Genomic DNA, 22,276 nt, shown 5'->3' with positions numbered 1-22,276 from the left:
GTTCAGGGGCGGGTAAAGGGAAATCGGCCGCTCACGGGGTACGTGAGAGGCTGGCCTGCGTGCGCGTCGGAGTGCTGGGTCCGCTTGAGGCGGCGGTCGACGGGGTGCCGGTGGAGATCGCCGGCGGCCGGCTGCGCGCCCTGCTCGTCCGGCTCGCGCTCGACCCCGGCCGGTACGTCGGCACGGCGCTGCTTGCCGACGGCCTCTGGGGCGACGCCGTCCCCGCCGACCCCGGCAACGCGCTGCAATCCCTCGTCTCCCGGCTCCGCCGCGCCCTCGGCCGGGCCGACGCCATCGGGTACGGGCCCGCCGGCTACCGCCTCGCGGTGCCGCCGGAGGCGGTGGACGCCGTGCGCTTCGAGCGGCTGGCGCACGCCGGGCGTGCGGCGCTGGCGGCGGGCGACCCCGCGGCCGCGCGGCGGCGGCTGGACGAGGCGCTGGCGCTGTGGCGGGGGCCGGCGCTCGCGGACGTGGCGGACGCGCCGTTCGCGACGGCGCCCGCGCACCGGCTGGAGGAGCTGCGGCTGACGGCGACCGAGGACCGCGCCGAGGCGGGCCTCGCCGCGGGCGGCCCGGCGGACGCGCGTCCGGATGCCGCGGTCCCCGAGCTGGAGGCGCTCACGACGGCGCACCCGCTGCGCGAGCGCCCGCGCGCACTGCTGATCCGCGCGCTGTGCGCGGCGGGGCGGCAGCCGGAGGCGCTGGCGGCGTACGAGGAGTACCGCGCGCTGCTGGCGGAGGAGCTGGGCGTGGATCCGTCGGAGGGGCTGCGGGAGCTGCACGTGGCGGTGCTGCGGGGCGACGCGGCGGGGCGGGGTGGTGCGGGCGGGCCGGGCGGTTCGCATGAGCCGGGCGGCGTCGGCGGCTCGGGCGGCGCCGGCCGCGCGGGCGGCCCGTACCGTACGGCCACCACCGGGCCGGGCGGCGTCGACGCCCCCGACGAACCCGCGCCCCCGGCCCGTACCAACCTGCGCGCCGCCCTCACCAGCTTCGTCGGCCGCGACGACGAGCTGCGCCGGGTGCGCGCGCTGCTCGGCGGCTCCCGGCTCGTCACCCTCACCGGCCCCGGCGGCGCCGGCAAGACCCGCCTCGCCACGACCGTCGCCGAAACGCTGCTCGACACCTCCCCCGGCGGCGTCTGGCTCGTCGAACTCGCGCCGGTGACCGGCGGCGACGACGTGCCCCTCGCCGTGCTCGGCGCCCTCGGCCAGCGCGAGACCGCCGTACTCGACAACCGCCACCTCCCCCCGCGCGACGTCCTGACCCGGCTCACCGACACCCTCGCCGCCGCGCCCACCACCCTCGTCCTCGACAACTGCGAGCACCTCGTCTCATCCGCCGCCCACCTCGCCGACCACCTGCTGCGCCGCTGCCCGGAGCTGCGCGTCCTCGCCACCAGCCGCGAGCCGCTGGGCATCGACGGCGAGGCCCTCTGCCCCGTCCCGCCCCTGGGCCTGCCGCGGCCGACCGCCACGGCAGCCGCCGAAGCCACGGCAGCCGCCGAAGCGGCGACGGCCGCGGAGGCCACGGATTCCGGCGCCCCCGCCGTGCGCCTCTTCGCCGACCGCGCCCGCGCCGCCCGCCCCGACTTCGCCGTCGGCCCCGGCAACGCCGCCGCCGTCGCCGAGATCTGCCGCCGCCTCGACGGCCTGCCGCTGGCCATCGAGCTGGCCGCCGCCCGGCTGCGTTCGCTGCCCGTCGAGCAGGTCGCCGCCCGGCTGGACAACCGGTTCCGGCTGCTGACCACCGGCAGCCGGACCGCGCTGCCCCGGCACCGGACGCTCCAGGCCGTCGTCGCCTGGAGCTGGGAGCTGCTCGACGGCGAGGAGCGGCGGCTCGCGGAGTGGCTGTCGGTGTTCCCGGGCGGCGCTACGCCCGAGTCCGTCGCGGGCGTGTGCGGCCTGGACGTCGTCACGGCACTCGACCTGCTCGCGGCCCTGGCCGACAAGTCCCTGTTGCAGATCGCGGAGGCACCGCAGGGCGCGCAGGGCGAGCCGAGCGCCGGTCCGCGCTACCGCATGCTGGAGACCATCCGCGAGTTCGGCCGCGACCGCCTCGCCGGGAGCGGCGACCTCGACCGCGTACGGGCCGCCCACGCCGCGTACTTCCTCCGGCTCGCCGAGACCGCCGACCCCGAGGTCCGCGGCCGCGGACAGCTCGGCTGGATCGCCCTGCTCGACGCCGAGCACGACAACCTCCTCGCGGCGCTGCGGTACGCCGTCGACGCCGGGGACGCCGGGACCGCCGTCCGCCTGGTCGCCGCCCTCGGCATCTACTGGATGATCCTCGGCAACCACACCGAGGCCGCCGACTGGCTGCGCCTCGCACTCGACGTCCCCGGCGACCCGCCCCTCGAACCGCACGCCGTCGCCCTCGGCTTCCACCTGATCAACTCCGCCACCGCCGGCCACACCCGGCCCAGCGCCGAGGCCGTCGAGGAGCTGACGGCGCTGGTGGCGCGCGTCGACCCGATGGGCGGGCACCCGATGCTGGCGGTGCTGGAACCGGGCATCGCGATGTTCACGGACGACGCGGAGCGCGGGGTCGCGGCGGTCGACGCGCGGCTGGCGCACCCGGACCCGTGGACGCGGGCGCTGCTGCGGATGATCCGGGCCGCGTTCCGGGAGAACCGGGGCTACGCGCCGGGGCTGGCGGAGGACCTGGTGGCGGCGGCGGACGGGTTCCGCGAGGTCGGCGACCGGTGGGGGCTGGCGATGGCGCTGCACCAGCTCGGCGAGTACCGCGCGCTGCTGGGGGACACCGAGCGGGCGCGGGCGGGGTACGAGGAGGCGCTGCGGCTGATGCGCGAGGTGCACGCCGAGGACGACGTGGGGCAGTTGCGCGTACGGCTCGCGGCGCTCGACGCGGCGCAGGGGCGTACGGAGGAGGCACGCGCGGAGTTGCACCACGTGCTGCGTACGGCGGCGCGCGACGGGCGCTCGCACGTCACCGCGCTGTGCCGGGACGTCCTGGGCGACCTCGCGCGCTGCGCGGGGGAGTGGGACGAGGCGGCGCGGTGGTACGACGAGTCGCTGGCGACGCTGCGGCGGGGCGGGGTGGCGGTGCCGCAGATCGAGGCGATCGTACGGACCGGGCGGGGGCTGCTGGCGTGCGTACGGGGCGACCTGACCGGCGCCCGTACGGAACTGGCGACGGCGCTCGACATCGGCGTCGGCGTGAAGGACATGCCGGTGGTCGCGATCGTCGGGGTCGGGGTGGCGACGCTGGCGGCGACGGACGCGGAGACGGCGGCCGCCGCACCGGGGAACGCCGCACCGGGGAACGCCCCGGCCGCCCGGGCCGCCGCCGAACTGCTCGGCGCCGCCGACGCCGTCCGCGGAGTCGGCGACGCCTCCCTGCCCGACGCCACGGCCCTGGCCGCCCGGCTCCGCCGCGCACTCGGCACGGACTTCGAACCGGCCCGGGCCCGCGGCGCCGCGCTCAAGCAGAACGACGCGATCGAGCTGCTGCGCGCGTACGTGACCGGCCCCCCGGGCACCGCCGAGCACCCGGGCACCGGGGGCACCGCCTAGGCCCGCCGCCGGTAGGCCCGTACCGCCAGCGGGAAGAACACCGCGAGCACCCCCGCACTCCACAGCACCGTCTCCAGCACCGGCCCCGCCACCGCGCCCCCGGTCATCAGCCCGCGCGCGGCCCCCATCACCGCCGTCACCGGGTTGGCGTCGACCCACGCCTGCAACCAGCCGGGCAGGGTGTCGGTGGGCACGAGTACGTTGGTCCCGAAGGTCAGCGGGAACATCGCCATGAACCCGATGCCCTGCACCGCGCCCGGTTCCCGTACCAGCATCCCGATCAGCACGAACACCCACGTCAGACAGAACGCGAAGACCATCACCAGCAGGCAGGCCGCCAGCGCCGACAGCGGATCCGTCTCGATCCGGAAGCCCACCGCGTAACCGAATCCCAGCTGCACCGTCATCAGGATGACGAACCGGATCAGGTCCCCGAGCACCGAGCCGATCAGCGGCGCGGAGCGGGCGATGGGCATGCTCCGGAAGCGGTCGAAGACGCCCTTCTTGATGTCGTCGTTGAGGTTGATGCCGGTCTGGACGGAGGCGAAGACCGTGTTCATCACGATGAGCGCGGGCAGCAGGGTCTGGAGGTACTCCTGCGTCGAGCCGGTGACCGCGCCGCCCAGCAGATACAGGAACATGATCACGAAGAGGATCGGCTGCAACGTCACGTCGATCAGCTGCTCGGGCGTGCGCGCGGTCTTGATCAGGCTGCGGCCGGCGAGCGCGGCGCTGTGCCGTACGAGGGGGAAGGGGCGGGCGGCGCCCGCGCGGCGGGACGGCGCGGCGGTCCGCTCGGGGGCGGTGAGCGTGGTCATCGGACGGGCTCCTTGGTCGGGTTCGTGCCGGTGGCGCCGACCGCTCCGGCCGCCCCCTCGGCCGGGGCTCCGGCCGGGGCTTCGGCGGGGGCGGCCGTGCCGTGGCCGGTGAGGGTGAAGAACACGTCGTCCAGGTCGGGCAGCCGCAGCGCCAGCTCGGCCACCGCTATCCCGGCCTCGTCGAGGCGGCGTACGGCCGCGGTGAGCATGCCGTCGCCCTCGACGGGGACGGTCAGCGTGCCGCGCGTCGGCGACTCCGGATGGGTGCCCGCCACCGCCGTGAGGATCTCCGCCGACTCCAGCAGCCGCGCCGGGTCCAGCGGGCGCAGGTCGAGGTGGCGGCCGCCGACGCGCTGCTTCAGCTCGCCCGGGGTGCCGTGGGCGATGACCCGGCCGTGGTCGATGACGGAGATCTCGTCGGCGAGCGCGTCGGCCTCCTCCAGGTACTGCGTGGTGAGCAGCACGGTCACGCCGTCCTCGACGAGGGAACGGACGATGCCCCAGACGTCCTCGCGGCGCACCGGGTCCAGGCCCGTCGTCGGCTCGTCGAGGTAGATGACGTCGGGCCGGCCGACGAGGGAGGCGGCGAGGTCGAGACGGCGGCGCATGCCGCCGGAGTACGTCTTCACGGGGCGGCCGGCGGCCTCGGCCAGCTCGAAGTGCGCGAGCAGTTCCCGGGCGCGCGCCCGGGCGTCGCCGGTGCGCAGGTCGAGGAGCCGGCCGATGAGCACGAGGTTCTCGGTGCCGGTCAGGTCCTCGTCCACCGAGGCGTACTGGCCGGTGAGCCCGATCAGCCGGCGCACCTCGCCGGCGTCGCGCACGACGTCGAGGCCGCCGACGGTCGCGACGCCCTCGTCGGGGCGGAGGAGCGTGGCGAGGATGCGTACGGCGGTGGTCTTGCCGGCGCCGTTGGGGCCGAGGACGCCGAGGACGGTGCCCTGCCGGGCCGCGAGGTCGATACCGGCCAGCGCGGTCGTCGCGCCGAACCGTTTGACCAGGCCCTCGGCCCGGAATGCGTAGGTCATGCGGGTGTCTCCTTCCCGGTCTGCGGGAAGGAGCGTGCCGAGGACCGCTGGCACGGCGCGCACAGGACGCTGTCACGGTGGCGTGATGTCCGGATTATCGGGTACTGGAGGTGCGTTCGCTGAGAGCGGAACAGGGCCGTACGGGGCAACCCGCGCGGCCCGCGCGAGCCCGCCCCCGACCGGCTCGTTGAGCGCCCGCCCGGGCTTCCGCGCCCGCCCGCGCGCCCCCCGTGCACGCCCCCGGGAGCCCTCCGCCGACCACCGGAAATGTGCCGCCAATCGGACCCCTGACGTACGGTTCACGCTGCGGTACGTCAAACTTGTGACTGATCGCACTGTTTTACTGTCCGGCATCATGGAGAACGAAGGGCCGACCGAGCGGCGGCCCGCCCGCGGTCGCCCGGGCACCCCGACAAGGAGAGAACTCGTGGACGACGTTCTGCGGCGCGCGCCCCTCTTCGCCGCGCTCGACGACGAGCAGGCCGCGGAGCTGCGTGCCTCCATGACCGAGTCGACGCTCGCGCGCGGTGACGCGCTCTTCCACGAGGGCGAGCCCGGCGACCGGCTGTACGTCGTCACCGACGGCAAGGTCAAGCTCCACCGCACCTCCCCCGACGGCCGCGAGAACATGCTGGCCGTGCTCGGCCCCGGCGAGCTGATCGGCGAGCTGTCCCTGTTCGACCCGGGCCCGCGCACGGCGACCGCCTCGGCGCTGACCGAGGTGAAGCTGCTGGGCCTGGGCCACGGCGACCTCCAGCCCTGGCTGAACGCCCGCCCGGAGGTCGCCTCCGCGCTGCTGCGGGCGGTCGCCCGCCGGCTGCGGCGCACCAACGACCAGATGTCCGACCTGGTCTTCTCCGACGTCCCGGGCCGCGTCGCCCGCGCCCTGCTGGACCTCTCGCGGCGCTTCGGCGTGCAGGCGGACGAGGGCATCCACGTCGTGCACGACCTGACGCAGGAGGAGCTGGCCCAGCTGGTCGGCGCCTCCCGGGAGACGGTCAACAAGGCCCTGGCGGACTTCGCCAGCCGCGGCTGGCTGCGCCTGGAGGCGCGGGCCGTGATCCTGCTGGACGTGGAGCGCCTGGCCAAGCGGAGCCGCTGAGGCCGGGCGGGCAGACCCGCGGCAGACCGGCCCCGCGGGGTGCCTGTGGACCGGTCGGGCCCGGTCACGTGATCAGGCCGTGCTCCTCCAGGTACTCCAGCTGGGCCCGCACCGACAGCTCCGCCGCCGGCCACAGCGTACGGTCCACGTCCGCGTACACGTGCGCCACCACGTCCGCCGCGGTCCGGTACCCGTTCTCGACCGCCGTCTCGACCTGCGCCAGCCGCGTCGCACGGTGCGCCAGGTAGTACTCCACCGCGCCCTGCGCGTCCTCCAGCACCGGCCCGTGGCCCGGCAGCACCGTCGCGACGCCGTCGTCCACCGCCAGGGACTGCAACCGGCGCAGCGAGTCCAGGTAGTCCCCCAGGCGGCCGTCCGGGTGGGCCACCACCGTCGTGCCGCGGCCGAGGACCGTGTCGCCGGTGAGCACGGCGGCGTCGGCCGGCAGGTGGAAGCAGAGCGAGTCCGCCGTGTGCCCAGGCGTGGGTACGACCCGCAGCTCCAGCCCGCCGACGCCGACCACGTCCCCCGCGGCCAGCCCCTCGTCGCCGAGGCGCAGCGCCGGGTCCAGCGCCCGCACCTTCGTCCCGGTCAGCTCCGCGAAGCGGGCCGCGCCCTCGGCGTGGTCCGGGTGCCCGTGGGTGAGCAGCGTGAGCGCCACCCGCAGGCCCGCCCGCTCCGCGGTGTCCACGACTGCCGCCAGATGGCCCTCGTCCAGCGGGCCCGGGTCGATCACCACGGCCCGCGGGGAGTCCGGCTCGGCGACGATCCACGTGTTCGTACCGTCGAGCGTCATGGGCGAGGGGTTGGGCGCCAGCACGCAGGTCGCGCGGGCGGTCGCCGGCCCACCGAGCACGCCGCCCCGGGGCTGCCCGGGCAGCGCCGCCGCGTCCGTCACGCGACCACCCCCGCGAGCGACGCGACCCCGCACACCACGCCCCCGGGCCGGGCCACCGCACCGCCGCGCACGCCCACAGCTCCGCCGGGCACAGGTGCCGCCCGCACCGCCGTCTCGGGCCCCGTCACCGGGCCCGCGCCGACTCCCGCCGCGCCCGCGCCGACTCCCGCCGGGCCCCGCGCCTGCCCTGCCCCCGCCGTCGCCCTCACGACGGCAGCCTCATGGTGAACTCCTCGTGTCCCGGCCAGCTCAGCACCACCTCGTCCCCCTCCACCCTGGCCTTCGCCAGCACCGCCGCCAGGTCCCGCTCCCCCGCGGCGCCCAGCGCCCCCGCCGCCGACCCGTACTCCGTGAGCCCGCGCAGCGTCGCGATCGTCGGCGGCATCATCGCCAGCTCGCCCCGGTCGTACCGCGCCGCCGCCTCGGCGGGCCTGACCCACTCCGCGCGGTCCGCCTCCGTCGAGGCGTTCCGCGTGCGCTGGCCCTCGGGGAGGGCGGCGACGAAGAACCAGGTGTCATACCGCCGGGCCTCGAACTCCGGGGTTATCCAGCGCGCCCAGGCGCCGAGCAGGTCGGACCGCACGACCAGGCCGCGGCGCCGGAGGAAGTCGGCGAAGCCCAGCTCGCGGGCGACGAGCGCGGCCCGGTCCGCCTCCCAGTCCGCCCCCGTGGTGTCCGCGACCACCTCCGCCGCCGAGGCCCCGGCCAGCAGCACCCCGGCCTCCTCGAACGTCTCCCGCACGGCCGCGCAGACCACCGCCTGCGCCACCGGCTCGGCCACCCCGAGCCGCGCCGCCCACCGGGCCGGCGACGGCCCGGCCCAGGCCGCCGGGTCCATCGGGCGCTCGTCGCGCGGGTCGACGCCGCCACCCGGATAGGCGTACGCACCGGCGGCGAAGGCCATGGAGGCGCGCCGCCGCAGCATGTACACCCACGGGCCGTCGGGCGCCGCCCCACGCAGCAGCAGCACCGTCGCCGCGCGGCGCGGCTCGACGGGCGTCAGCTCGCCGCGGGCGAGCGCGCGGACGCGCTCGGCGGGCGGGATCCACCGGCCGCTCCCGCCGGCGGCGGCCGCGTCAGCACCGGCCCCGGCGCCGGCCGCCTCACGACCGGCCGCGTCAGGACCGGCTCCGGCGGCGGCCCCGGCCGCACCGGCCGCGCTCCCGGCGGCACCGCCGCTCGCGGCGTTCATTTCGGACATGACCAGGAGCCTACGGGCTGCCGTCGGCATGTTCGAGGGGGCAGCCTCAGCCTGTGGACAACCCTCGCCATGTGGACAACCCGGCCCGCCCGCGCCGGGCCTACGCCCTCAGCTCCGCCTGGAACTCGATCTCCACCGGCGCGTCCAGCGGCAGCACCGCGACCCCCACCGCGCTGCGCGCGTGCACGCCCGCCTCGCCCAGCACCTCGCCGAGCAGCTCGCTCGCCCCGTTGATCACGCCCGGCTGCGCCGTGAAGTCCGGCGCCGAGGCGACGAAGCCGACGACCTTCACCACCCGTACGACCCGGTCCAGGTCCCCGGCGACCGACCTGATCGCCGCCAGCCCGTTCAGCGCACAGCGCGCCGCCAGCTCCCGGGCCTCCTCCGGCGTGACCTCCGCCCCGACCTTCCCGGTCACCGGCAGCGTGCCGTCGACCATCGGGAGCTGTCCGGCGGTGTACACGTACGGCCCGCTCAGCACCGCCGGTACGTACGACGCCAGCGGCGGCACGACCTCGGGCAGGCTCAGCCCCAGCTCCGCGAGCCTGGCCTCGACCCGCCCCGCCATCAGCTCTTTTCCCGCTTCAGGTAGGCCACCAGCTGCTCGGTGTTCGGCCCCGGCACGACCTGCACGAGCTCCCAGCCGTCCTCGCCCCACTGGTCCAGGATCTGCTTGGTCGCGTGTACGAGCAGCGGCACGGTCGCGTATTCCCACTTCGTCATGGGCCAGACTGTAGCCCGCCCCGCCTGTCCCCCGCTTGGGGCCGTCGCCCGGGACCGTCGCCGGGGCCCTCGAAGTGGGCCCGCAGGGGCCGTCGGGCAGAGGCGGTCTGCTGAGATACGCGACGAGGAATTAGGCTCGCGGGCATGAGCGGGCTCCAAAGGCTGCACGTGGTGACCGGCAAGGGCGGGACCGGCAAGACGACCGTGGCCGCCGCCCTGGCGCTGGCCCTGGCCGCCGACGGCCGGCGCACGCTGCTCGTCGAGGTGGAGGGCCGTCAGGGCATCGCCCAGCTCTTCGAGACCGAGCCGCTGCCGTACGGCGAGCGGCGGATCGCGTCGGCCCCCGGCGGCGGCGACGTGTACGCGCTCGCCATCGACGCCGAACAGGCCCTCCTCGACTACCTGCAGATGTTCTACCGGATGGGCAGTGCAGGCCGCGCCCTCCGCCGCCTCGGCGCCATCGACTTCGTCACCACCATCGCCCCCGGCCTGCGCGACGTCCTGCTCACCGGCAAGGCGTGCGAGGCGGCCCGCCGGCAGGACAAGCACGGGCGGCACGAGTACGACGCGGTGGTCATGGACGCCCCGCCAACCGGCCGCATCACCCGCTTCCTGGGCGTCAACGCCGAGGTCGCCGGGCTCGCCAAGGCCGGGCCCATCCACAACCACGCCCGGTCCGTGATGCGGGTGCTGACCTCGGCCCGTACCGCGGTGCACCTCGTCACCCTCCTGGAGGACATGCCCGTCCAGGAGACCGTCGACGGCGTCGCCGAACTGCGCGGGGCCGGGCTGCCGGTCGGCGCCGCGGTGGTCAACATGGTCCGCCCGGCCCTCATGGACGACGCCGCGCTGGAACGGGCCGAAGCCGACCCCGCCGCCCTCGCCACCGCGCTGTCCGCCGCCGGGCTGGGCGGCGCGAGCCGGGGCGCGCGGGCGGAGCGGCTGGTCGCCCCGCTGCTGCGGCAGGCGCGTGAGCACACGGAACGGCTGGCCCTGGAACGTACGCAGCGGGCGGCGCTGGCGCGGCTGGAGCTGCCGCAGTACGAGCTGCCGCTGCTCACCGAGGGAGTGGATCTGGCCGGCCTCTACCGGCTGTCCGGCGAGCTGGGAAAGCAGTGGCCCCTATGAGCCTCGACACCGCGCCGCGGCTGGACGCCGACGCGCTCCTCGACGACCCGCAGACGCGCATCGTGGTCTGCTGCGGCGCCGGCGGCGTCGGCAAGACGACGACGGCCGCCGCCCTGGGCGTACGGGCCGCGGAGCGCGGCCGTCGCGTCGTCGTGCTCACCATCGACCCGGCGAGGCGGCTGGCGCAGTCCATGGGCATCGACGCCCTGGACAACAGCCCGCGCCGGGTCGAGGGCGTCGAGGGCCCCGGCGAGCTGTACGCGATGATGCTCGACATGAAGCGCACCTTCGACGAGATCGTCGAGGCGCACGCGGACGAAGACCGGGCCCGCGCCATCCTGGAGAACCCCTTCTACCAGTCGCTGTCGGCCGGGTTCGCCGGCACCCAGGAGTACATGGCGATGGAGAAGCTGGGCCAGCTGCGGGCCCGCGACTCCTGGGACCTGATCGTCGTGGACACCCCGCCGAGCCGTTCCGCGCTGGACTTCCTGGACGCGCCGAAGCGGCTGGGCTCGTTCCTCGACGGGCGCTTCATCAGGATGCTGACCGCGCCGGCGAAGGCGGGCGGCCGGGCGGGAATGAAGTTCCTCAACGTCGGGATGTCGATGATGACGGGCACGCTCGGCAAGCTGCTGGGCTCGTCCCTGCTGCGCGACGTGCAGACGTTCGTCGCCGCCATGGACACGCTCTTCGGCGGCTTCCGCACGCGCGCGGAGGCCACGTACCGGCTGTTGCAGGCGCCCGGCACGGCCTTCCTGGTGGTGGCGACGCCGGAGCGGGACGCGCTGCGGGAAGCGGCGTACTTCGTCGAACGGCTCGAAGCGGACCGGATGCCGCTGGCGGGCCTGGTGCTCAACCGGGTGCACGAAAGCGACGCGGCGCAGCTGAGCGCGGAGCGGGCGCTGGCGGCGGCGGAGGCGCTGGACGAGCGGGGTGTGGAGGACGCGGGCGCCGGCGCGCAGAGCACGGGGGCGGCGGAAACGGCCGACACGAGCGCCGGCGCGGGCGAGGCGGCAGGGGCCACCTCGGGTGGCGCGGCGGCGCTGCTGCGGCTGCACGCGGAGCGGATGCAGGTCCTCGCGCACGAGCGCCGTACCCGGGACCGCTTCGCGGCCCTCCACCCCGAGGTCCCCGTGACCCAGGTCACGGCGCTGCCGGGGGACGTGCACGACCTCGCGGGGCTACGGGACGTGGCCGAGCGGCTGACGTCGCAGGAGAAGCCGGGCGCGTAGCCGGGCGGCCTCCCGGGCGTGGACGGCGGGTTCCCGGGCCCGTACGCGCGCGTGGGGGTGGAAGCCGTGGCGCACGGCGCACGGCCGGCGCGCGGCCCGCGGCGGCGGGCAGGACGAACTCAGAGCGGGCTCGCTGACGGGCACAGGGCCCCGAACCCGGGGTCAGCCTGCGGCGACCGGCAGTTCCTCCGCCGCGCGCAGCGCGTCCTCGTGCAGGGCGCCCTCGTGCAGCGGTGTCCCCGCGCGCTCGTACTCCTCGCGCGCCGTCTCCAGCAGCCTGCGCCACGACGTGACCGTCGGCCGCCGGCGCAGCAACGCGCGGCGCTCGCGCTCGGTCATGCCGCCCCATACGCCGAACTCGACGCGGTTGTCGAGGGCGTCGGCGAGGCACTCGGTACGCACCGGGCATCCGGTGCAGACCGCCTTGGCTCTGTTCTGCGCCGCGCCTTGCACGAACAACTCGTCCGGATCGGCAGTGCGGCAGGCTGCCTGTGCGCTCCAGTCGGTAACCCAGCTCATGCTGGTGCCGTCCTCTCCCGAATTGAGGCTCCCCCACGGCGGCAAAGGGCATATGCACCGTTGCCAGTTGAGGACGTTACGGAAGGAGTGCGGCAACGCAACACCCCCGTCAGGCCCAAAGTTGAATGGCCCGAACGGACTATGCGTACGCGGCGGATCACCCACCGGAGTGAGGGCCCCCCGCCAGGGACGATCCGGCCAAAACGGGCGGGGCGTCCGCCCGCGAACAGGCCCCGGCGTCACATGGCGTCAATTCGGTCAAGCCTCATCACCCACAGGAGTGAACCAATGGGTGAGACGATCCGCAGCCGGTGGTGATGGCCGAAAACAGAGTAGGCGAACAGACGGGCGGCTGTCCGCGGAATCAGAAGTTAGGGTGGGCTCCATGGCCTACAAGCGCCCGGGCGGCGGGCTCACCGCCACGCAGCAAGCCGCGAAGTTCCTCGGCGTCAGCGTCCTCGCAGGCACCGTGCTCGCGGGCCTCGCGCTGCCCGCCGCCGGCCTGCTGGGGCTGACGGCGAAGGGCACGGTGTCCGAGTTCGACGACATCCCCGCGGACCTCAAGCGCCCGCCGCTCAGCCAGAAGACCACCATCCTCGACCGCGAGGGCGGCCACCTCGCCGACGTCTACTCGCGCAACCGCACGGTCGTCGACCTCGACGACATGGCGCCGGTGATGCGGCAGGCGATCGTCGCGATCGAGGACGAGCGGTTCTACGAGCACGGCGCCGTCGACTTCCAGGGCATCCTGCGCGCGCTCAGCAGCAACGCGCAGTCCGGCACGGTCTCCGAGGGCGCCTCCACCCTCACCCAGCAGTACGTGAAGAACGTCTTCGTCGAGGAGGCCGGCAACAACGCCGAAAAGGTCGCCGAGGCCACCCGGCAGACGCTCGGGCGCAAGATCCAGGAGCTGAAGTACGCGATCCAGGTCGAGAAGGAACTGACCAAGGACGAGATCCTGGAGAACTACCTGAACATCGCCTTCTTCGGCCAGCAGGCGTACGGCATCGAGGCCGCCTCCGAGCGCTACTTCAGCAAGTCCGCCGACAAGCTGACCCTCTCCGAGTCGGCGATGCTCGCCGGCCTCGTGCAGTCACCGAGCGCGTACGACCCGATCACCCACCCGGAGGCGGCGAAGAAGCGCCGCAACGCGGTCCTGCAGCGCATGGTCAGCAACGACTACGTCACCCGTGCCGAGGCCGCCAAGGCCAGGTCGAAGCCGCTCGGCCTCAAGGTCAGCCAGCCGCGCAGCGGGTGCATCACCGCCAGCAGCGGCGCCGCGTTCTTCTGCGACTACGTGCACGAAGTGCTTCTCAAGGACAAGAGCTTCGGCGAGACGCGCAAGGACCGCCTCAGGCGCTGGGACCGCGGCGGCCTGACCATCCGCACCACCCTCGACCCGGTGGCGCAGAAGTCCGCGAACGAGTCGATCAAGAACCACGTCTACCAGGACGACAAGGTCGCCACCGCCGTGACCATGGTGGAGCCCGGCAACGGCAAGATCCGCGCAATGGGGCAGTCCAGGCCGTACGGCTCGGGCAAGAACGAGACCGTGATCAACCTGTCCGTGGAGAAATCCATGAACGGGTCCAACTACGGCTTCCAGGTCGGCTCCACCTTCAAGCCGATCACCGCCGCGGCCGCCCTGGAGCGGGGCGTGCCCAACACCAAGGTCTACCCGTCCCCTAACGAGATGCCCTACCCCAGCCCGGTGGAGACCTGCGAGGAGGGCAAGAACTGGGTCAACACCGAGGGCTCCGACGTCGAGAACGAGACGGAGGAGGAGGTCGGCCCGTACAGCATGCGCGAGGCCACCGCCAAGTCCATCAACACCTACTTCGTCTCCCTCATCTCCGACATCGGCATCTGCCCCGTCAAGGAGCTCGCGCAGAACATGGGCGTCCACCGCGGCGACGGCAAGGAGCTCCAGGAGAGCCCGTCGCTCACCCTCGGCGGCCAGACCATCGCGCCGCTGGCGATGGCCAACGCGTACGCGACCTTCGCCAACCGCGGCGAGTACTGCAGCCCGATCGCCATCGAGTCGATCAAGGACGCGAAGGGCCGGAAGCTCCCGGTGCCGAAGTCGAAGTGCGAGCGCGTCATGTCGGAGAAGACTGCCGGCACGATCAACACCCTGCTGTCCGGCGTCGTCGAGGACGGCACCGGCCAGGAGGCGGGCCTGACCGGGCGCGACAACGCGGGCAAGACCGGTACGACGGACGAGCGGAAGGCCGCCTGGTTCGTGGGCTACACGGCGGACCTCGCCGGCGCCGTGTGGGTCGGCGGCCCCACGAAGGACGTCTCCATGGAGAACATCCAGATCGGCCCCACCTACCACGCCAGCGTCTTCGGCGGCGCGGTCCCCGGCCCGATCTGGCGCGACGCGATGGACGGCGCCCTGTCCGGCAAGACGTCGCCGGAGCTCTACAAGGTCCCGGTCCCGGTGGACCGCCCGGACCGGGGCGACGACGACGAGGACGAAGACGAGGACGACAAGCCGGAGAACCCGCTCGGCGGCCTCATCGGCGGCGGAAACGGCGGCGGGGGCCCGGGCGGCGGAGGCCCGGGCGGCGGCAACCTCGACGGCGGGACGCTCGACGGAGGCACGACGGACGGCGGCTCGCTGGACGGCGGCTGGTCGGACGGCGGGAACGGCAACAGCGGCCCGGGCGGCTGGCCGGACGCCGGCTAGAGCCGTCCGGGAGCGCCGGCGAACCGACCGGGGCCACCCCGGCAGCCAGGCGAACCGACCGCGGGGCGAACCGGCTGCCGGGCACACCGGCAGCCAGGCACACCGGCAGCCGGGTACGCCGACGCCTACGGCAGGCCGAGCCGGAAGCCGCCCCGGAGGGACAGGCCCTCCGCGTCGCCCGGCCTCGTCAGCCGGCCGCCCCGAGAGCCCGCTTGACGGCGGCGGCCACGCGCCCGCCCTCCGCCCGCCCGGCGACCTTCGGATTCACGATCTTCATCACGGCGCCGATGGCCCGCGGCCCCTCCGCGCCACCCGCCTTCGCCTCCGCGACGGCCTCGGCGACCAGCGCGGCCAGCTCCTCGTCGCCGAGCTGCTTCGGCAGGTAGTCCGCGAGCACCTCGCCCTCGGCGCGCTCCCGCTCCGCGGACTCGGCCCGCCCGCCCTTCTCGAAGGCGGCCGCGGCCTCACGCCGCTTCTTGGCCTCACGGGTGATCACCTGCAGCACCTCGTCGTCGGAGAGCTCACGCGCCGCCTCACCCGCGACCTCCTCCTTCGTCACCGCGGTGAGCGTCATCCGGAGCGTGGCGGCGCGCAGCTCGTCGCGCCCCTTGATCGCGGCCGTGAGGTCGTCCTGCATCTTCGACTTGAGCGTGGTCATGCCCGGAGTCTCCCATGCCGCACCGACGTCCCGCCGACAGCGCCGGAGAAGGCCCAGCGGGACCCGTACGCCGCCACTCTGCGACGATAGGAGAATGCGCGCGCGATACGGAGTCCCCCTGGGCCTGGCCGCCCTCTCGGCCGGCGGTGTCGCCTACGCGGCCGCCGTCGAACCCCGCGCCTTCCGGCTCCGCCGGATCACCGTCCCCGTACTGCCGAAGGGCATGCACCCGCTGCGCGTGCTACAGGTCTCGGACATCCACATGGTCTCGGGCCAGGGCGTGAAGCGGCGATGGCTGCACTCCCTGGCGGGACTGCGGCCCGACCTGGTGGTCAACACGGGGGACAACCTGTCGGACCCCGACGCGGTGCCGGAGCTGCTGGACGCGCTGGGCCCGCTGATGGAGTTCCCCGGGACGTACGTCTTCGGCTCGAACGACTACTACGCGCCGACGTTCCGAAACCCCGGCCGCTACCTGATCGAGAAGGCCCGCGGCATCCACGGCCTCAACGGCCGCGACCGCCTCGCCCACAACGTCCCCCGCAACCCCTGGGAGGACATCCGCGACGCCTTCGACGCGGCGGGCTGGGTGGGCCTGGACAACAGTCGCGGCCGGCTCAAGCTGGACAGCGGCACGGTACTGGGCCTGACGGGCCTGGACGACCCGCACATCAAGCACGACCGCTACCCCGCGGTCGCCGGCGGCCCCGACCCGGACACGGACTTCTCACTCGCCCTGGTTCACGCCCCCTACCTGCGCGTCCTCGACGCCTTCACCGCCGACGGCTACCCCCTGATCCTCGCCGGCCACACCCACGGCGGCCAGCTCTGCATCCCCTTCTACGGCGCCCTGGTGACCAACTGCGACCTGGACACCGGCCGCGTCAAGGGCCTCTCCACCCACACCACGGGCCCCCGCCGCGCAGCCCTCCACGTCTCCGCCGGCTGCGGCGCCAACCGCTACACCCCCTTCCGCTTCGCCTGCCCCCCCGAAGCCACACTCCTCACGTTGACCCCCACACCCTGAAACGAATTTCACCCGACCCGCCAGGGTGGGCTACAGTAGTGCTCGCAGCCACGGGGTGTGGCGCAGCTTGGCAGCGCGCTTCGTTCGGGACGAAGAGGTCGTGGGTTCAAATCCCGCCACCCCGACGCAGGTCAGAGGCCCATTCGTGAGATCGCGAATGGGCCTCTGTCGTGCTTAGGGGGTCCAAGCGGGGGGCCAAACGAATTTGATCAGGCCACCGCGTCGTCCTCTTCCCCGTCCTCTCCTTCCTGATCTTTGGCGAGTCATCCATCGCTTCGGCACCCTGCGTGATCACGGCCCGGAGCTACTTGCGGTAGACCGCCTCGGGCGCGGGGAGGTCTGCCTCGCCTTCATCGGAGATGAGGTGGCCGGCACGCTCCAGTTGGACAAGTACGCCGACCCTGAGTTCTGGGTGCCGGACGACCAGCCGGAGGAGGCTCTCTACATTCACCGCATGGCGGTGACGCGCTCCGCAGCAGGCCAAGGCGTAGGGGCCAGGATGCTGGACTGTGCGGCGCAACGCGCCGCCCAGTCGGGAAGCCGCTACTTCGACTCGACGCAGGGAAAAGCAACCCAGGATTGCAGCGCTACTACGGAGAGCAGGGCTTCACTCTCGTCCGCCTCATAGACCTGCCGCATAGAGGGTCGGGGGCGTTGTTCCAGAGGAAGACGCATTGACTGCCCCTGACTCCGCCCTACGCAGGCATAATTGACCAGAATGCCCGATTCTATGAAAGTGATTGAAACCGGCGGCCCACGTCGGAAAGGATGCAGGTCAACGAGGGGTGCTCCCCGCCCACGCGGGGATGATCCCCGGTTCCTGAACTACTGGTTCTACGACCTGATCCGGAAGTCGGATCGGGCCCTTTCTGCTTTCCGGTGATCGTTGGGGCGGGGGCCGGGGGGCCTGGTCCGGCGGGGGTGGGGGTGCGGGCTGACCGGCTCTGCCTGGTGGCCGGTGTCGGGGGTGTTGGCGGTTGGGCACTCGTGTGCTGCCCGGGCCTCCCCGGGGGCGACCGGCGCCGGGCGCCGTGCGGCCGACGGCCGTGCGGGGGCGCGTTGGTGGGCGGAACGGCGGTCCACCCCCACCGGGGAGCGGTGCGCATCGCCCAGGGGCCCGGTTTTCGTGCGTCGGCACCGGCTGGTCGGCCCGGGGGGCTTGGCGGGCGGGTCAGCGTCCGGGGTGGCGGGCGAGGCGGCGGGCTGTGCGTGCGGCGTCGCGGCCGACGCCGCGTAGCGAGTTCGAGGACAGGCTGCGCTGCCACTCCGGGCCCAGGAAGGCCAGGCCCGGGTGGGTGCGGGAGGCGCCGTCGCGGTGGCGGGGGTGCCCCGCCTCGTCCAGTGCGCCGAGGGGGGAGAGGTAGTCGAGGTCCGGGCGGTAGCCGGTGGCGAAGAGCAGGGTGTCGACGGCCTCGGTGGTGCCGTCGGGCCAGGTGAGCCGGGCGCCGTCGGCGGCGGTGGGCAGCGGGCGGTGGTCCGGGGCGCCGTCGGCGAGTGCGGCGCGGTAGCGGCCGTCGTCGATGACGAGTTGGGTGGGCGGGGTACGTACCAGGCGGCCCAGCGGGGCCGTGTCGAGGCCGCTGCGGGTCAGCCACCAGTGCAGGTCGCGGCCGAGGGTGCGCTGCCGGGCGAGGCGGACGGGGCGGCGGCCGGCGAGGGTGACGCGGGCGTGGCGGGCGAGTTCGGCGCCGATCTGGACCGCGGAGTTCCCGGAGCCGACGACGACCACGCGCCGGCCGGCGTGCGGCTCGGGGCCGCGGTAGTCGGCGGCGTGGAGCACCTCGCCGGTGAAGGACTCCAGTCCCGGCAGTTCGGGCCGGTACGGGCGGCCGAAGCTGCCCGACGCCGCCACCACGGCGCGGGCGCCGAGGCGTGCTCCCGACGCGAGGTCCACCGCGAAGCCCGCCCCGTCGGCGCGGACTTCGCGCACCCGCTGCCGCGTGCGGATGTCGGCGTCCAGGCGGTCGGCGTAGCGCAGCAGGTAGGCCACGACCTCGTCGCGGTGCGGGTAGCGGTCGGGGTCGCCGCCGAAGGCGAGGCCGGGCAGGGAGCTGTAGCGGGCCGGGGAGAAGAGGGTGAGGCTGTCGTAGTAGCGCGGCCATGAGCCCGCGGGCTGGTCTGCGGCTTCCAGGACGACCGGGCGCAGGCCCTCGGCCCGCAGGGCGTGCGCCGCGGCCAGGCCGGACTGCCCCGCGCCGACCACGACGGCGTCGACGTGTTCCATCGGGAAGGCTCCTTGATTCGATGCTCTTCAATGTTGACGTTCATCGAATCAAGGACCATGATGGAAATGCAAGACATCGACGGAAGTCGAAACAGTATCCCTGCGGTGTCCCCGTATACGAGGAGTTCGGTCATGTCCCGCGTACAACTGGCACTGCGCGTCCCCGACCTGGACGCGTCGATCGCCTTCTACACAAAGCTGTTCGGTACCGAGCCGACCAAGCTCCGCGACGGCTACGCCAACTTCGCCATCGCCGAGCCCCCGCTCAAGCTCGTCCTCATCGAAGGACACGACGGCGACGACACCCGCATGGACCACCTCGGCGTCGAGGTCGGGAGCAGCGAGGCCGTGGCCGACGCCACCGCCCGCCTGGGTCGGGCGGGCCTCGCCACCACCGAGGAGGCGGACACCACCTGCTGCTACGCCCTCCAGGACAAGGTCTGGGTCCGCGGCCCCGGTCAGGAGCCCTGGGAGGTCTACGTGGTCAAGGCCGACGCCGGCACCCTGACCAGGCAGCAGGACAGCGCCTGTTGCACCCCCGCGGGCGCCTGCTGCTGACCCCGGCGCGCTGTCGGCACGCGTGGGCGGTGGCGGAGGGGGCGGTGCCGGCTCGGGTCAGCTGCGCAGCCGGTGGTCCGGGTCCGTCTGGAGCAGCAGCGAGCTGAGCTGGGTGCGCGAGCGTACCCCGAGCTTGCGATAGATCCGCGTGAGCGACGCCTCGACCGTCTTGACGCTGAGGGCGACCTGCGCGGCGGCCTCCTGGTTGCTCGCGCCGTCGCCGACCAGCCGCGCGATGCGCCGCTCGGCCGCGGTGAGCATCGCGAGGCCGCGCGCCCGGCCGGAGGCGGGGCCGGAGCCGGTGGCCGGGCCGTCGTGCGGCCCGCCGGCGTCGACCAGGGCCGTGCCGCGGCCGGCCTGCCGGATCCAGGGGGCCGCCTCGTGGCTGGTGAAGACGCGCAGGGCGGCCAGCACCGCCGCCCGTGCGGCGCCGTGCCGCCGGCGGCGCCGCTCCAGTCGGCCGCGTACGAGATGGCAGTGGCCCAGCTCCAGCGGCTGCCCGAGGGCGCGGAAGCGTCGTTCGGCGCCGCCGAGGAGCTCGATGCCCGTGTCGGCCCGGCCGCGGGCCGCGAGTACGAGCGCTTCGGCCCGGTCGAGTTGCGCGGCGACTCCCGCGCCGGACTCCTCCGCTTCGAGCATGCCGCGGGTCGACGCGATGACCGCGTCGGCTTCGGTGAGTTCGCCGGTGGCGGCGAGAGCGGTGGCGAGATCGGCGTGCCAGCGCAGCAGCAGCGGCGCGGCGACGCCCTGCCGGCGTTCGAGCTCCGCCAGCCGGCGCAGCGTGGCGACCGCGCCGCGCGCGTCGCCGGTGCGCAGCTCGGTCTGGGCGAGCACGTGCAGGTGGCGGCAGAGGTAGATGCCGTCGTCCTCCTGCTCGGACGCCTGGATGCCGCGCCGCGCGAAGGCCGCGGCCCGTTCGATGGTGCCGCCGGCGAGTTCGGCCACGGCCCGGCTGTGCCAGCAGGGGCCGGGGCTGAGCCCGGCGTCCTCGGCGATGCGGATGGCGCGGCCGGCGAAGTCGAGGGCCTCGCGGCACCGGCCGAGCCGGGCGGAGATCTCGGACAGGCCGCGCAGCACCTCGACGACTTCCTCGCCGGTGCCGCGCTCGATCATCGCCAGCATGCGCAGGTACTCGTCCCGGGCGGGCTTGAGCTGGTCGTCGAAGACCGCGAAGCGGGCGGCGAGGAACCGCGCGGACAGGTGCAGCCAGCCGTCCGGCACCTCGTGCGGAATGGCGAGCGCGCGGCGCAGCGGGTCCCGGAAGTCGCGCGCGCCGGTCGCCCGGGCCACGGTGGCCCGGTTCGCCAGTGCCATCGACTCCGTGGCCGCGTCGCCGACGTCTGCGGCGAGCCGGACGGCGAGGTCGGCCTCCTGCGCGCAGCGCGGGAGGTCGCCGTGGATCAGGGCCGCCCAGGACAGCCGCAGCCGCAGCGCCGCCTCCAGCTCGGGGGCGTGCTCGGCGTCGACGAGCGCGGCGACGAAGACCTCGTCCATCACGGAGAACGCCTGGCCGGACAGGTCGATCACGGCCATCCGGGCCCGTACGCGCTGGGCGGGTACCGACTCGGCGGCGGCGAGGACCTCGTCGGCGGCGCGGTGGACGATCTCCGGCCGCATCGCGGCGGCGCCGGTCTCAGCGGCGGCGACCAGCCAGTCGACGCGTTCCGCGTTCAGCTCGGCTGGGGCCCGGTGCGCGGCCAGCAGGTACAGCTCCGCCGCCAGCCCGCGCGGCCCGCGGCAGGCCGCCGTGCGGGCCGCGGCGACCAGGGCGCGGGCGGCCTCCGCGTCCGGCTCGGTCGAGACCAGCGCCGAGTGCCACACGCGCTCGGCGCTGTCGGTGACGACCGCGGCCAGCCTGACGTGCACCGCCGCGCGGCGCGTCGCGTCGTACGACTCCGCGATCACCGACCGCACCGCGGGCGGGGTGAAGCACACGGCGCTGCCGTCGGCGACGAGCAACCCCGCCGACGCCGCGATCCGCAGGTCCCGGTCGGCCTCGGCGCCGCGGGTACGCCGCAGCAGCTCGACCGTCGGACGGTCCGCGAGGGCGGCGACGAGGAGGGTCTGCCGCACCCGCCCGGGCAGCGCGGCGAACCGCTCGCCGAGCCACGTGCGCAGGCTGCCGGTCAGCGGTACGGGCGTGCCGACGCGGGTGCGCTGCGCCCGGTACGCGCCGGCGAGCGCGAGCGCCAGCCGGGGGTTGCCGCGCGAGTCGGCGTGCAGGGCGCTGGCGACGCGGGCGGGCAGCCCGTGCGGGTCGAGCAGTTCGGCGATGCCGTCGGGTCCCAGGGGCGGTACGGGGATCTCCGTCGCCGCCTCCGCCGGGAGCCACGGGCAGTGGCTGGCGTCGGGGGCGTCGCCGTCCGGGCACGTACCGGCCACCGCCGCCCGCACCGGCAGCCCGCCGAAGCGGCGCGCCACGTAGCACAGCGCGTCGATCGACGGCGGGTCGAGCCACTGCGCGTTGTCGACGCACAGCAGCGTGACCTGCCGCGCGGCGTGGCCCGCCAGGAGCCTGCGCAGCGCGAGGAGCAGGGCGTGCCGGGACTGGCCGGTGCCGCCGCGCGGCGGCTCGCCGCGCCGTACGGCGTCGAGCGGCGCGAGGTGGCTCTCGGGCAGCCCGGCAAAGGCGGCGGGGGGAAGCTGTTCCAGCAGTTCGGCGATCCCGGAGTAGGGGATGGACCGCTCGCTCTCGGTACCGGCGACGCGCAGGACCAGTTCGCCCCGGGCCGCGGCGGTGTCGCACACGGCGTCCAGGATGGCCGTCTTGCCGATGCCGCTCGGGCCGGTGAGCACCACGTTCTCGTGTGCCGTGAGGCGGGCTCCGACCGCGGCGCGCACGTCGTCGCGGCCAACCAGGGGACGGGACGGCACGCGCGCTTCGTTGTCTCGGCTCGTCACCCGCACGTGCTCACAGCACCTTTGTGTCGTCCGACGG

Annotated in this window: 18 protein-coding genes and 1 tRNA gene; 9 read left to right on the top strand and 10 right to left on the bottom strand. The window is 74.6% G+C overall.

Annotated elements, in window-relative coordinates:
* The first annotated feature begins 59 nt into the window (after positions 1-59).
* Complete coding sequence (locus ACHZ99_RS17910) at positions 60-3,533, top strand: AfsR/SARP family transcriptional regulator (RefSeq protein WP_420305602.1); 3,474 nt, start codon at positions 60-62, stop codon at positions 3,531-3,533.
* On the opposite strand, the gene ACHZ99_RS17905 is transcribed toward ACHZ99_RS17910, so the two are convergent.
* Both ACHZ99_RS17905 and ACHZ99_RS17900 read right to left on the bottom strand, forming a co-directional pair.
* On the bottom strand, positions 3,530-4,351 hold the full coding sequence (locus ACHZ99_RS17905) for an ABC transporter permease (RefSeq protein ID WP_420305601.1): 822 nt from the start codon (positions 4,349-4,351) through the stop codon (positions 3,530-3,532). The two genes, ACHZ99_RS17910 and ACHZ99_RS17905, sit on opposite strands and share 4 nt — an antisense overlap.
* On the bottom strand, positions 4,348-5,376 hold the full coding sequence (locus ACHZ99_RS17900) for an ATP-binding cassette domain-containing protein (RefSeq protein WP_420305600.1): 1,029 nt from the start codon (positions 5,374-5,376) through the stop codon (positions 4,348-4,350). The genes ACHZ99_RS17905 and ACHZ99_RS17900 overlap by 4 nt, the downstream gene beginning before the upstream one ends.
* 427 nt (positions 5,377-5,803) lie before the next feature.
* Between ACHZ99_RS17900 and ACHZ99_RS17895 the strand changes: the two genes are divergently transcribed.
* The gene (locus ACHZ99_RS17895) at positions 5,804-6,478 is read left to right on the top strand and encodes a Crp/Fnr family transcriptional regulator (RefSeq protein ID WP_420305599.1); all 675 of its coding nucleotides are present in this window, start codon (positions 5,804-5,806) and stop codon (positions 6,476-6,478) included.
* A 64-nt stretch (positions 6,479-6,542) separates the two neighbouring features.
* Here ACHZ99_RS17895 and ACHZ99_RS17890 read toward each other — a convergent pair whose 3' ends face one another.
* The 4 genes from ACHZ99_RS17890 to ACHZ99_RS17875 all read right to left on the bottom strand — a co-directional run bounded on the left by ACHZ99_RS17890 (position 6,543) and on the right by ACHZ99_RS17875 (position 9,300).
* Positions 6,543-7,376 (bottom strand): MBL fold metallo-hydrolase, encoded by an 834-nt coding sequence (locus tag ACHZ99_RS17890; RefSeq protein WP_420305598.1) that lies wholly within the window; start codon positions 7,374-7,376, stop codon positions 6,543-6,545.
* Positions 7,377-7,581: 205 nt separating this feature from the next.
* A complete protein-coding gene (locus ACHZ99_RS17885; RefSeq protein WP_420305597.1) occupies positions 7,582-8,577 on the bottom strand; it encodes an NUDIX hydrolase in 996 nt (331 codons plus the stop codon).
* 100 nt (positions 8,578-8,677) lie between these two features.
* Positions 8,678-9,145: a RidA family protein gene (locus ACHZ99_RS17880; RefSeq protein ID WP_420305596.1), complete on the bottom strand. Its 468-nt coding sequence runs from the start codon at positions 9,143-9,145 to the stop codon at positions 8,678-8,680.
* Positions 9,145-9,300, bottom strand: a complete 156-nt coding sequence (locus ACHZ99_RS17875; RefSeq protein WP_106963055.1) for a DUF4177 domain-containing protein — start codon at positions 9,298-9,300, stop codon at positions 9,145-9,147. The genes ACHZ99_RS17880 and ACHZ99_RS17875 overlap by 1 nt, the downstream gene beginning before the upstream one ends.
* Before the next feature lie 144 nt (positions 9,301-9,444).
* Between ACHZ99_RS17875 and ACHZ99_RS17870 the strand changes: the two genes are divergently transcribed.
* Together ACHZ99_RS17870 and ACHZ99_RS17865 are read left to right on the top strand one after the other, a co-directional pair.
* Positions 9,445-10,428 carry an ArsA-related P-loop ATPase gene (locus ACHZ99_RS17870; protein ID WP_420305595.1) on the top strand — a complete coding sequence of 328 codons (984 nt, stop codon included), beginning with the start codon at positions 9,445-9,447 and terminating at the stop codon, positions 10,426-10,428.
* The gene (locus tag ACHZ99_RS17865) at positions 10,425-11,660 is read left to right on the top strand and encodes an ArsA family ATPase (RefSeq protein ID WP_420305594.1); all 1,236 of its coding nucleotides are present in this window, start codon (positions 10,425-10,427) and stop codon (positions 11,658-11,660) included. The genes ACHZ99_RS17870 and ACHZ99_RS17865 overlap by 4 nt, the downstream gene beginning before the upstream one ends.
* 162 nt (positions 11,661-11,822) lie before the next feature.
* On the opposite strand, the gene ACHZ99_RS17860 is transcribed toward ACHZ99_RS17865, so the two are convergent.
* Positions 11,823-12,179, bottom strand: coding sequence for a WhiB family transcriptional regulator (locus ACHZ99_RS17860; RefSeq protein WP_027753002.1), 357 nt, complete (start codon positions 12,177-12,179; stop codon positions 11,823-11,825).
* Between the two features lie 385 nt (positions 12,180-12,564).
* Here ACHZ99_RS17860 and ACHZ99_RS17855 point away from each other — a divergent pair, with 385 nt between their 5' ends.
* Complete coding sequence (locus ACHZ99_RS17855) at positions 12,565-14,871, top strand: transglycosylase domain-containing protein (protein WP_420305593.1); 2,307 nt, start codon at positions 12,565-12,567, stop codon at positions 14,869-14,871.
* 187 nt (positions 14,872-15,058) lie between these two features.
* Here ACHZ99_RS17855 and ACHZ99_RS17850 read toward each other — a convergent pair whose 3' ends face one another.
* Positions 15,059-15,529 carry a GatB/YqeY domain-containing protein gene (locus tag ACHZ99_RS17850; protein ID WP_420305592.1) on the bottom strand — a complete coding sequence of 157 codons (471 nt, stop codon included), beginning with the start codon at positions 15,527-15,529 and terminating at the stop codon, positions 15,059-15,061.
* A gap of 94 nt (positions 15,530-15,623) precedes the next feature.
* Here ACHZ99_RS17850 and ACHZ99_RS17845 point away from each other — a divergent pair, with 94 nt between their 5' ends.
* The 3 genes from ACHZ99_RS17845 (at position 15,624) to ACHZ99_RS17835 (ending at position 17,184) form a co-directional block, all read left to right on the top strand.
* Complete coding sequence (locus ACHZ99_RS17845; RefSeq protein ID WP_420305591.1) at positions 15,624-16,556, top strand: metallophosphoesterase; 933 nt, start codon at positions 15,624-15,626, stop codon at positions 16,554-16,556.
* 51 nt (positions 16,557-16,607) lie between these two features.
* Positions 16,608-16,681, top strand: a tRNA-Pro gene (locus ACHZ99_RS17840).
* A 239-nt stretch (positions 16,682-16,920) separates the two neighbouring features.
* Positions 16,921-17,184 carry a GNAT family N-acetyltransferase gene (locus tag ACHZ99_RS17835; RefSeq protein ID WP_420305590.1) on the top strand — a complete coding sequence of 88 codons (264 nt, stop codon included), beginning with the start codon at positions 16,921-16,923 and terminating at the stop codon, positions 17,182-17,184.
* Between the two features lie 543 nt (positions 17,185-17,727).
* On the opposite strand, the gene ACHZ99_RS17830 is transcribed toward ACHZ99_RS17835, so the two are convergent.
* A complete protein-coding gene (locus ACHZ99_RS17830; RefSeq protein WP_420305589.1) occupies positions 17,728-18,780 on the bottom strand; it encodes a flavin-containing monooxygenase in 1,053 nt (350 codons plus the stop codon).
* Positions 18,781-18,912: 132 nt separating this feature from the next.
* On the opposite strand from ACHZ99_RS17830, the gene ACHZ99_RS17825 reads away from it, so the two are divergent.
* On the top strand, positions 18,913-19,338 hold the full coding sequence (locus ACHZ99_RS17825) for an ArsI/CadI family heavy metal resistance metalloenzyme (RefSeq protein WP_420305588.1): 426 nt from the start codon (positions 18,913-18,915) through the stop codon (positions 19,336-19,338).
* Between the two features lie 57 nt (positions 19,339-19,395).
* On the opposite strand, the gene ACHZ99_RS17820 is transcribed toward ACHZ99_RS17825, so the two are convergent.
* The gene (locus ACHZ99_RS17820) at positions 19,396-22,212 is read right to left on the bottom strand and encodes an AAA family ATPase (protein WP_420305587.1); all 2,817 of its coding nucleotides are present in this window, start codon (positions 22,210-22,212) and stop codon (positions 19,396-19,398) included.
* Positions 22,213-22,276: the final 64 nt, after the last annotated feature.

The organism is Streptomyces sp. MAR4 CNX-425 (genome assembly GCF_048656465.1).
Lineage (GTDB): Bacteria > Actinomycetota > Actinomycetes > Streptomycetales > Streptomycetaceae > Streptomyces.
Note: the sequence above shows the minus strand (reverse complement) of the source record. Positions and strands in the feature narration are given on the sequence as shown.

Excerpts from the sequence above, each read along its gene's own strand:
- ACHZ99_RS17865 (WP_420305594.1), top strand. The coding sequence starts at position 10,425 with ATGAGCCTCGACACCGCGCCGCGGCTGGACGCCGACGCGCTCCTCGAC.
- ACHZ99_RS17830 (WP_420305589.1), bottom strand. The coding sequence starts at position 18,780 with ATGGAACACGTCGACGCCGTCGTGGTCGGCGCGGGGCAGTCCGGCCTG.
- ACHZ99_RS17850 (WP_420305592.1), bottom strand. The coding sequence starts at position 15,529 with ATGACCACGCTCAAGTCGAAGATGCAGGACGACCTCACGGCCGCGATC.
- ACHZ99_RS17880 (WP_420305596.1), bottom strand. The coding sequence starts at position 9,145 with ATGGCGGGGCGGGTCGAGGCCAGGCTCGCGGAGCTGGGGCTGAGCCTG.
- ACHZ99_RS17900 (WP_420305600.1), bottom strand. The coding sequence starts at position 5,376 with ATGACCTACGCATTCCGGGCCGAGGGCCTGGTCAAACGGTTCGGCGCG.
- ACHZ99_RS17825 (WP_420305588.1), top strand. The coding sequence starts at position 18,913 with ATGTCCCGCGTACAACTGGCACTGCGCGTCCCCGACCTGGACGCGTCG.
- ACHZ99_RS17885 (WP_420305597.1), bottom strand. The coding sequence starts at position 8,577 with ATGTCCGAAATGAACGCCGCGAGCGGCGGTGCCGCCGGGAGCGCGGCC.
- ACHZ99_RS17870 (WP_420305595.1), top strand. The coding sequence starts at position 9,445 with ATGAGCGGGCTCCAAAGGCTGCACGTGGTGACCGGCAAGGGCGGGACC.
- ACHZ99_RS17905 (WP_420305601.1), bottom strand. The coding sequence starts at position 4,351 with ATGACCACGCTCACCGCCCCCGAGCGGACCGCCGCGCCGTCCCGCCGC.
- ACHZ99_RS17860 (WP_027753002.1), bottom strand. The coding sequence starts at position 12,179 with ATGAGCTGGGTTACCGACTGGAGCGCACAGGCAGCCTGCCGCACTGCC.
- ACHZ99_RS17855 (WP_420305593.1), top strand. The coding sequence starts at position 12,565 with ATGGCCTACAAGCGCCCGGGCGGCGGGCTCACCGCCACGCAGCAAGCC.
- ACHZ99_RS17845 (WP_420305591.1), top strand. The coding sequence starts at position 15,624 with ATGCGCGCGCGATACGGAGTCCCCCTGGGCCTGGCCGCCCTCTCGGCC.
- ACHZ99_RS17875 (WP_106963055.1), bottom strand. The coding sequence starts at position 9,300 with ATGACGAAGTGGGAATACGCGACCGTGCCGCTGCTCGTACACGCGACC.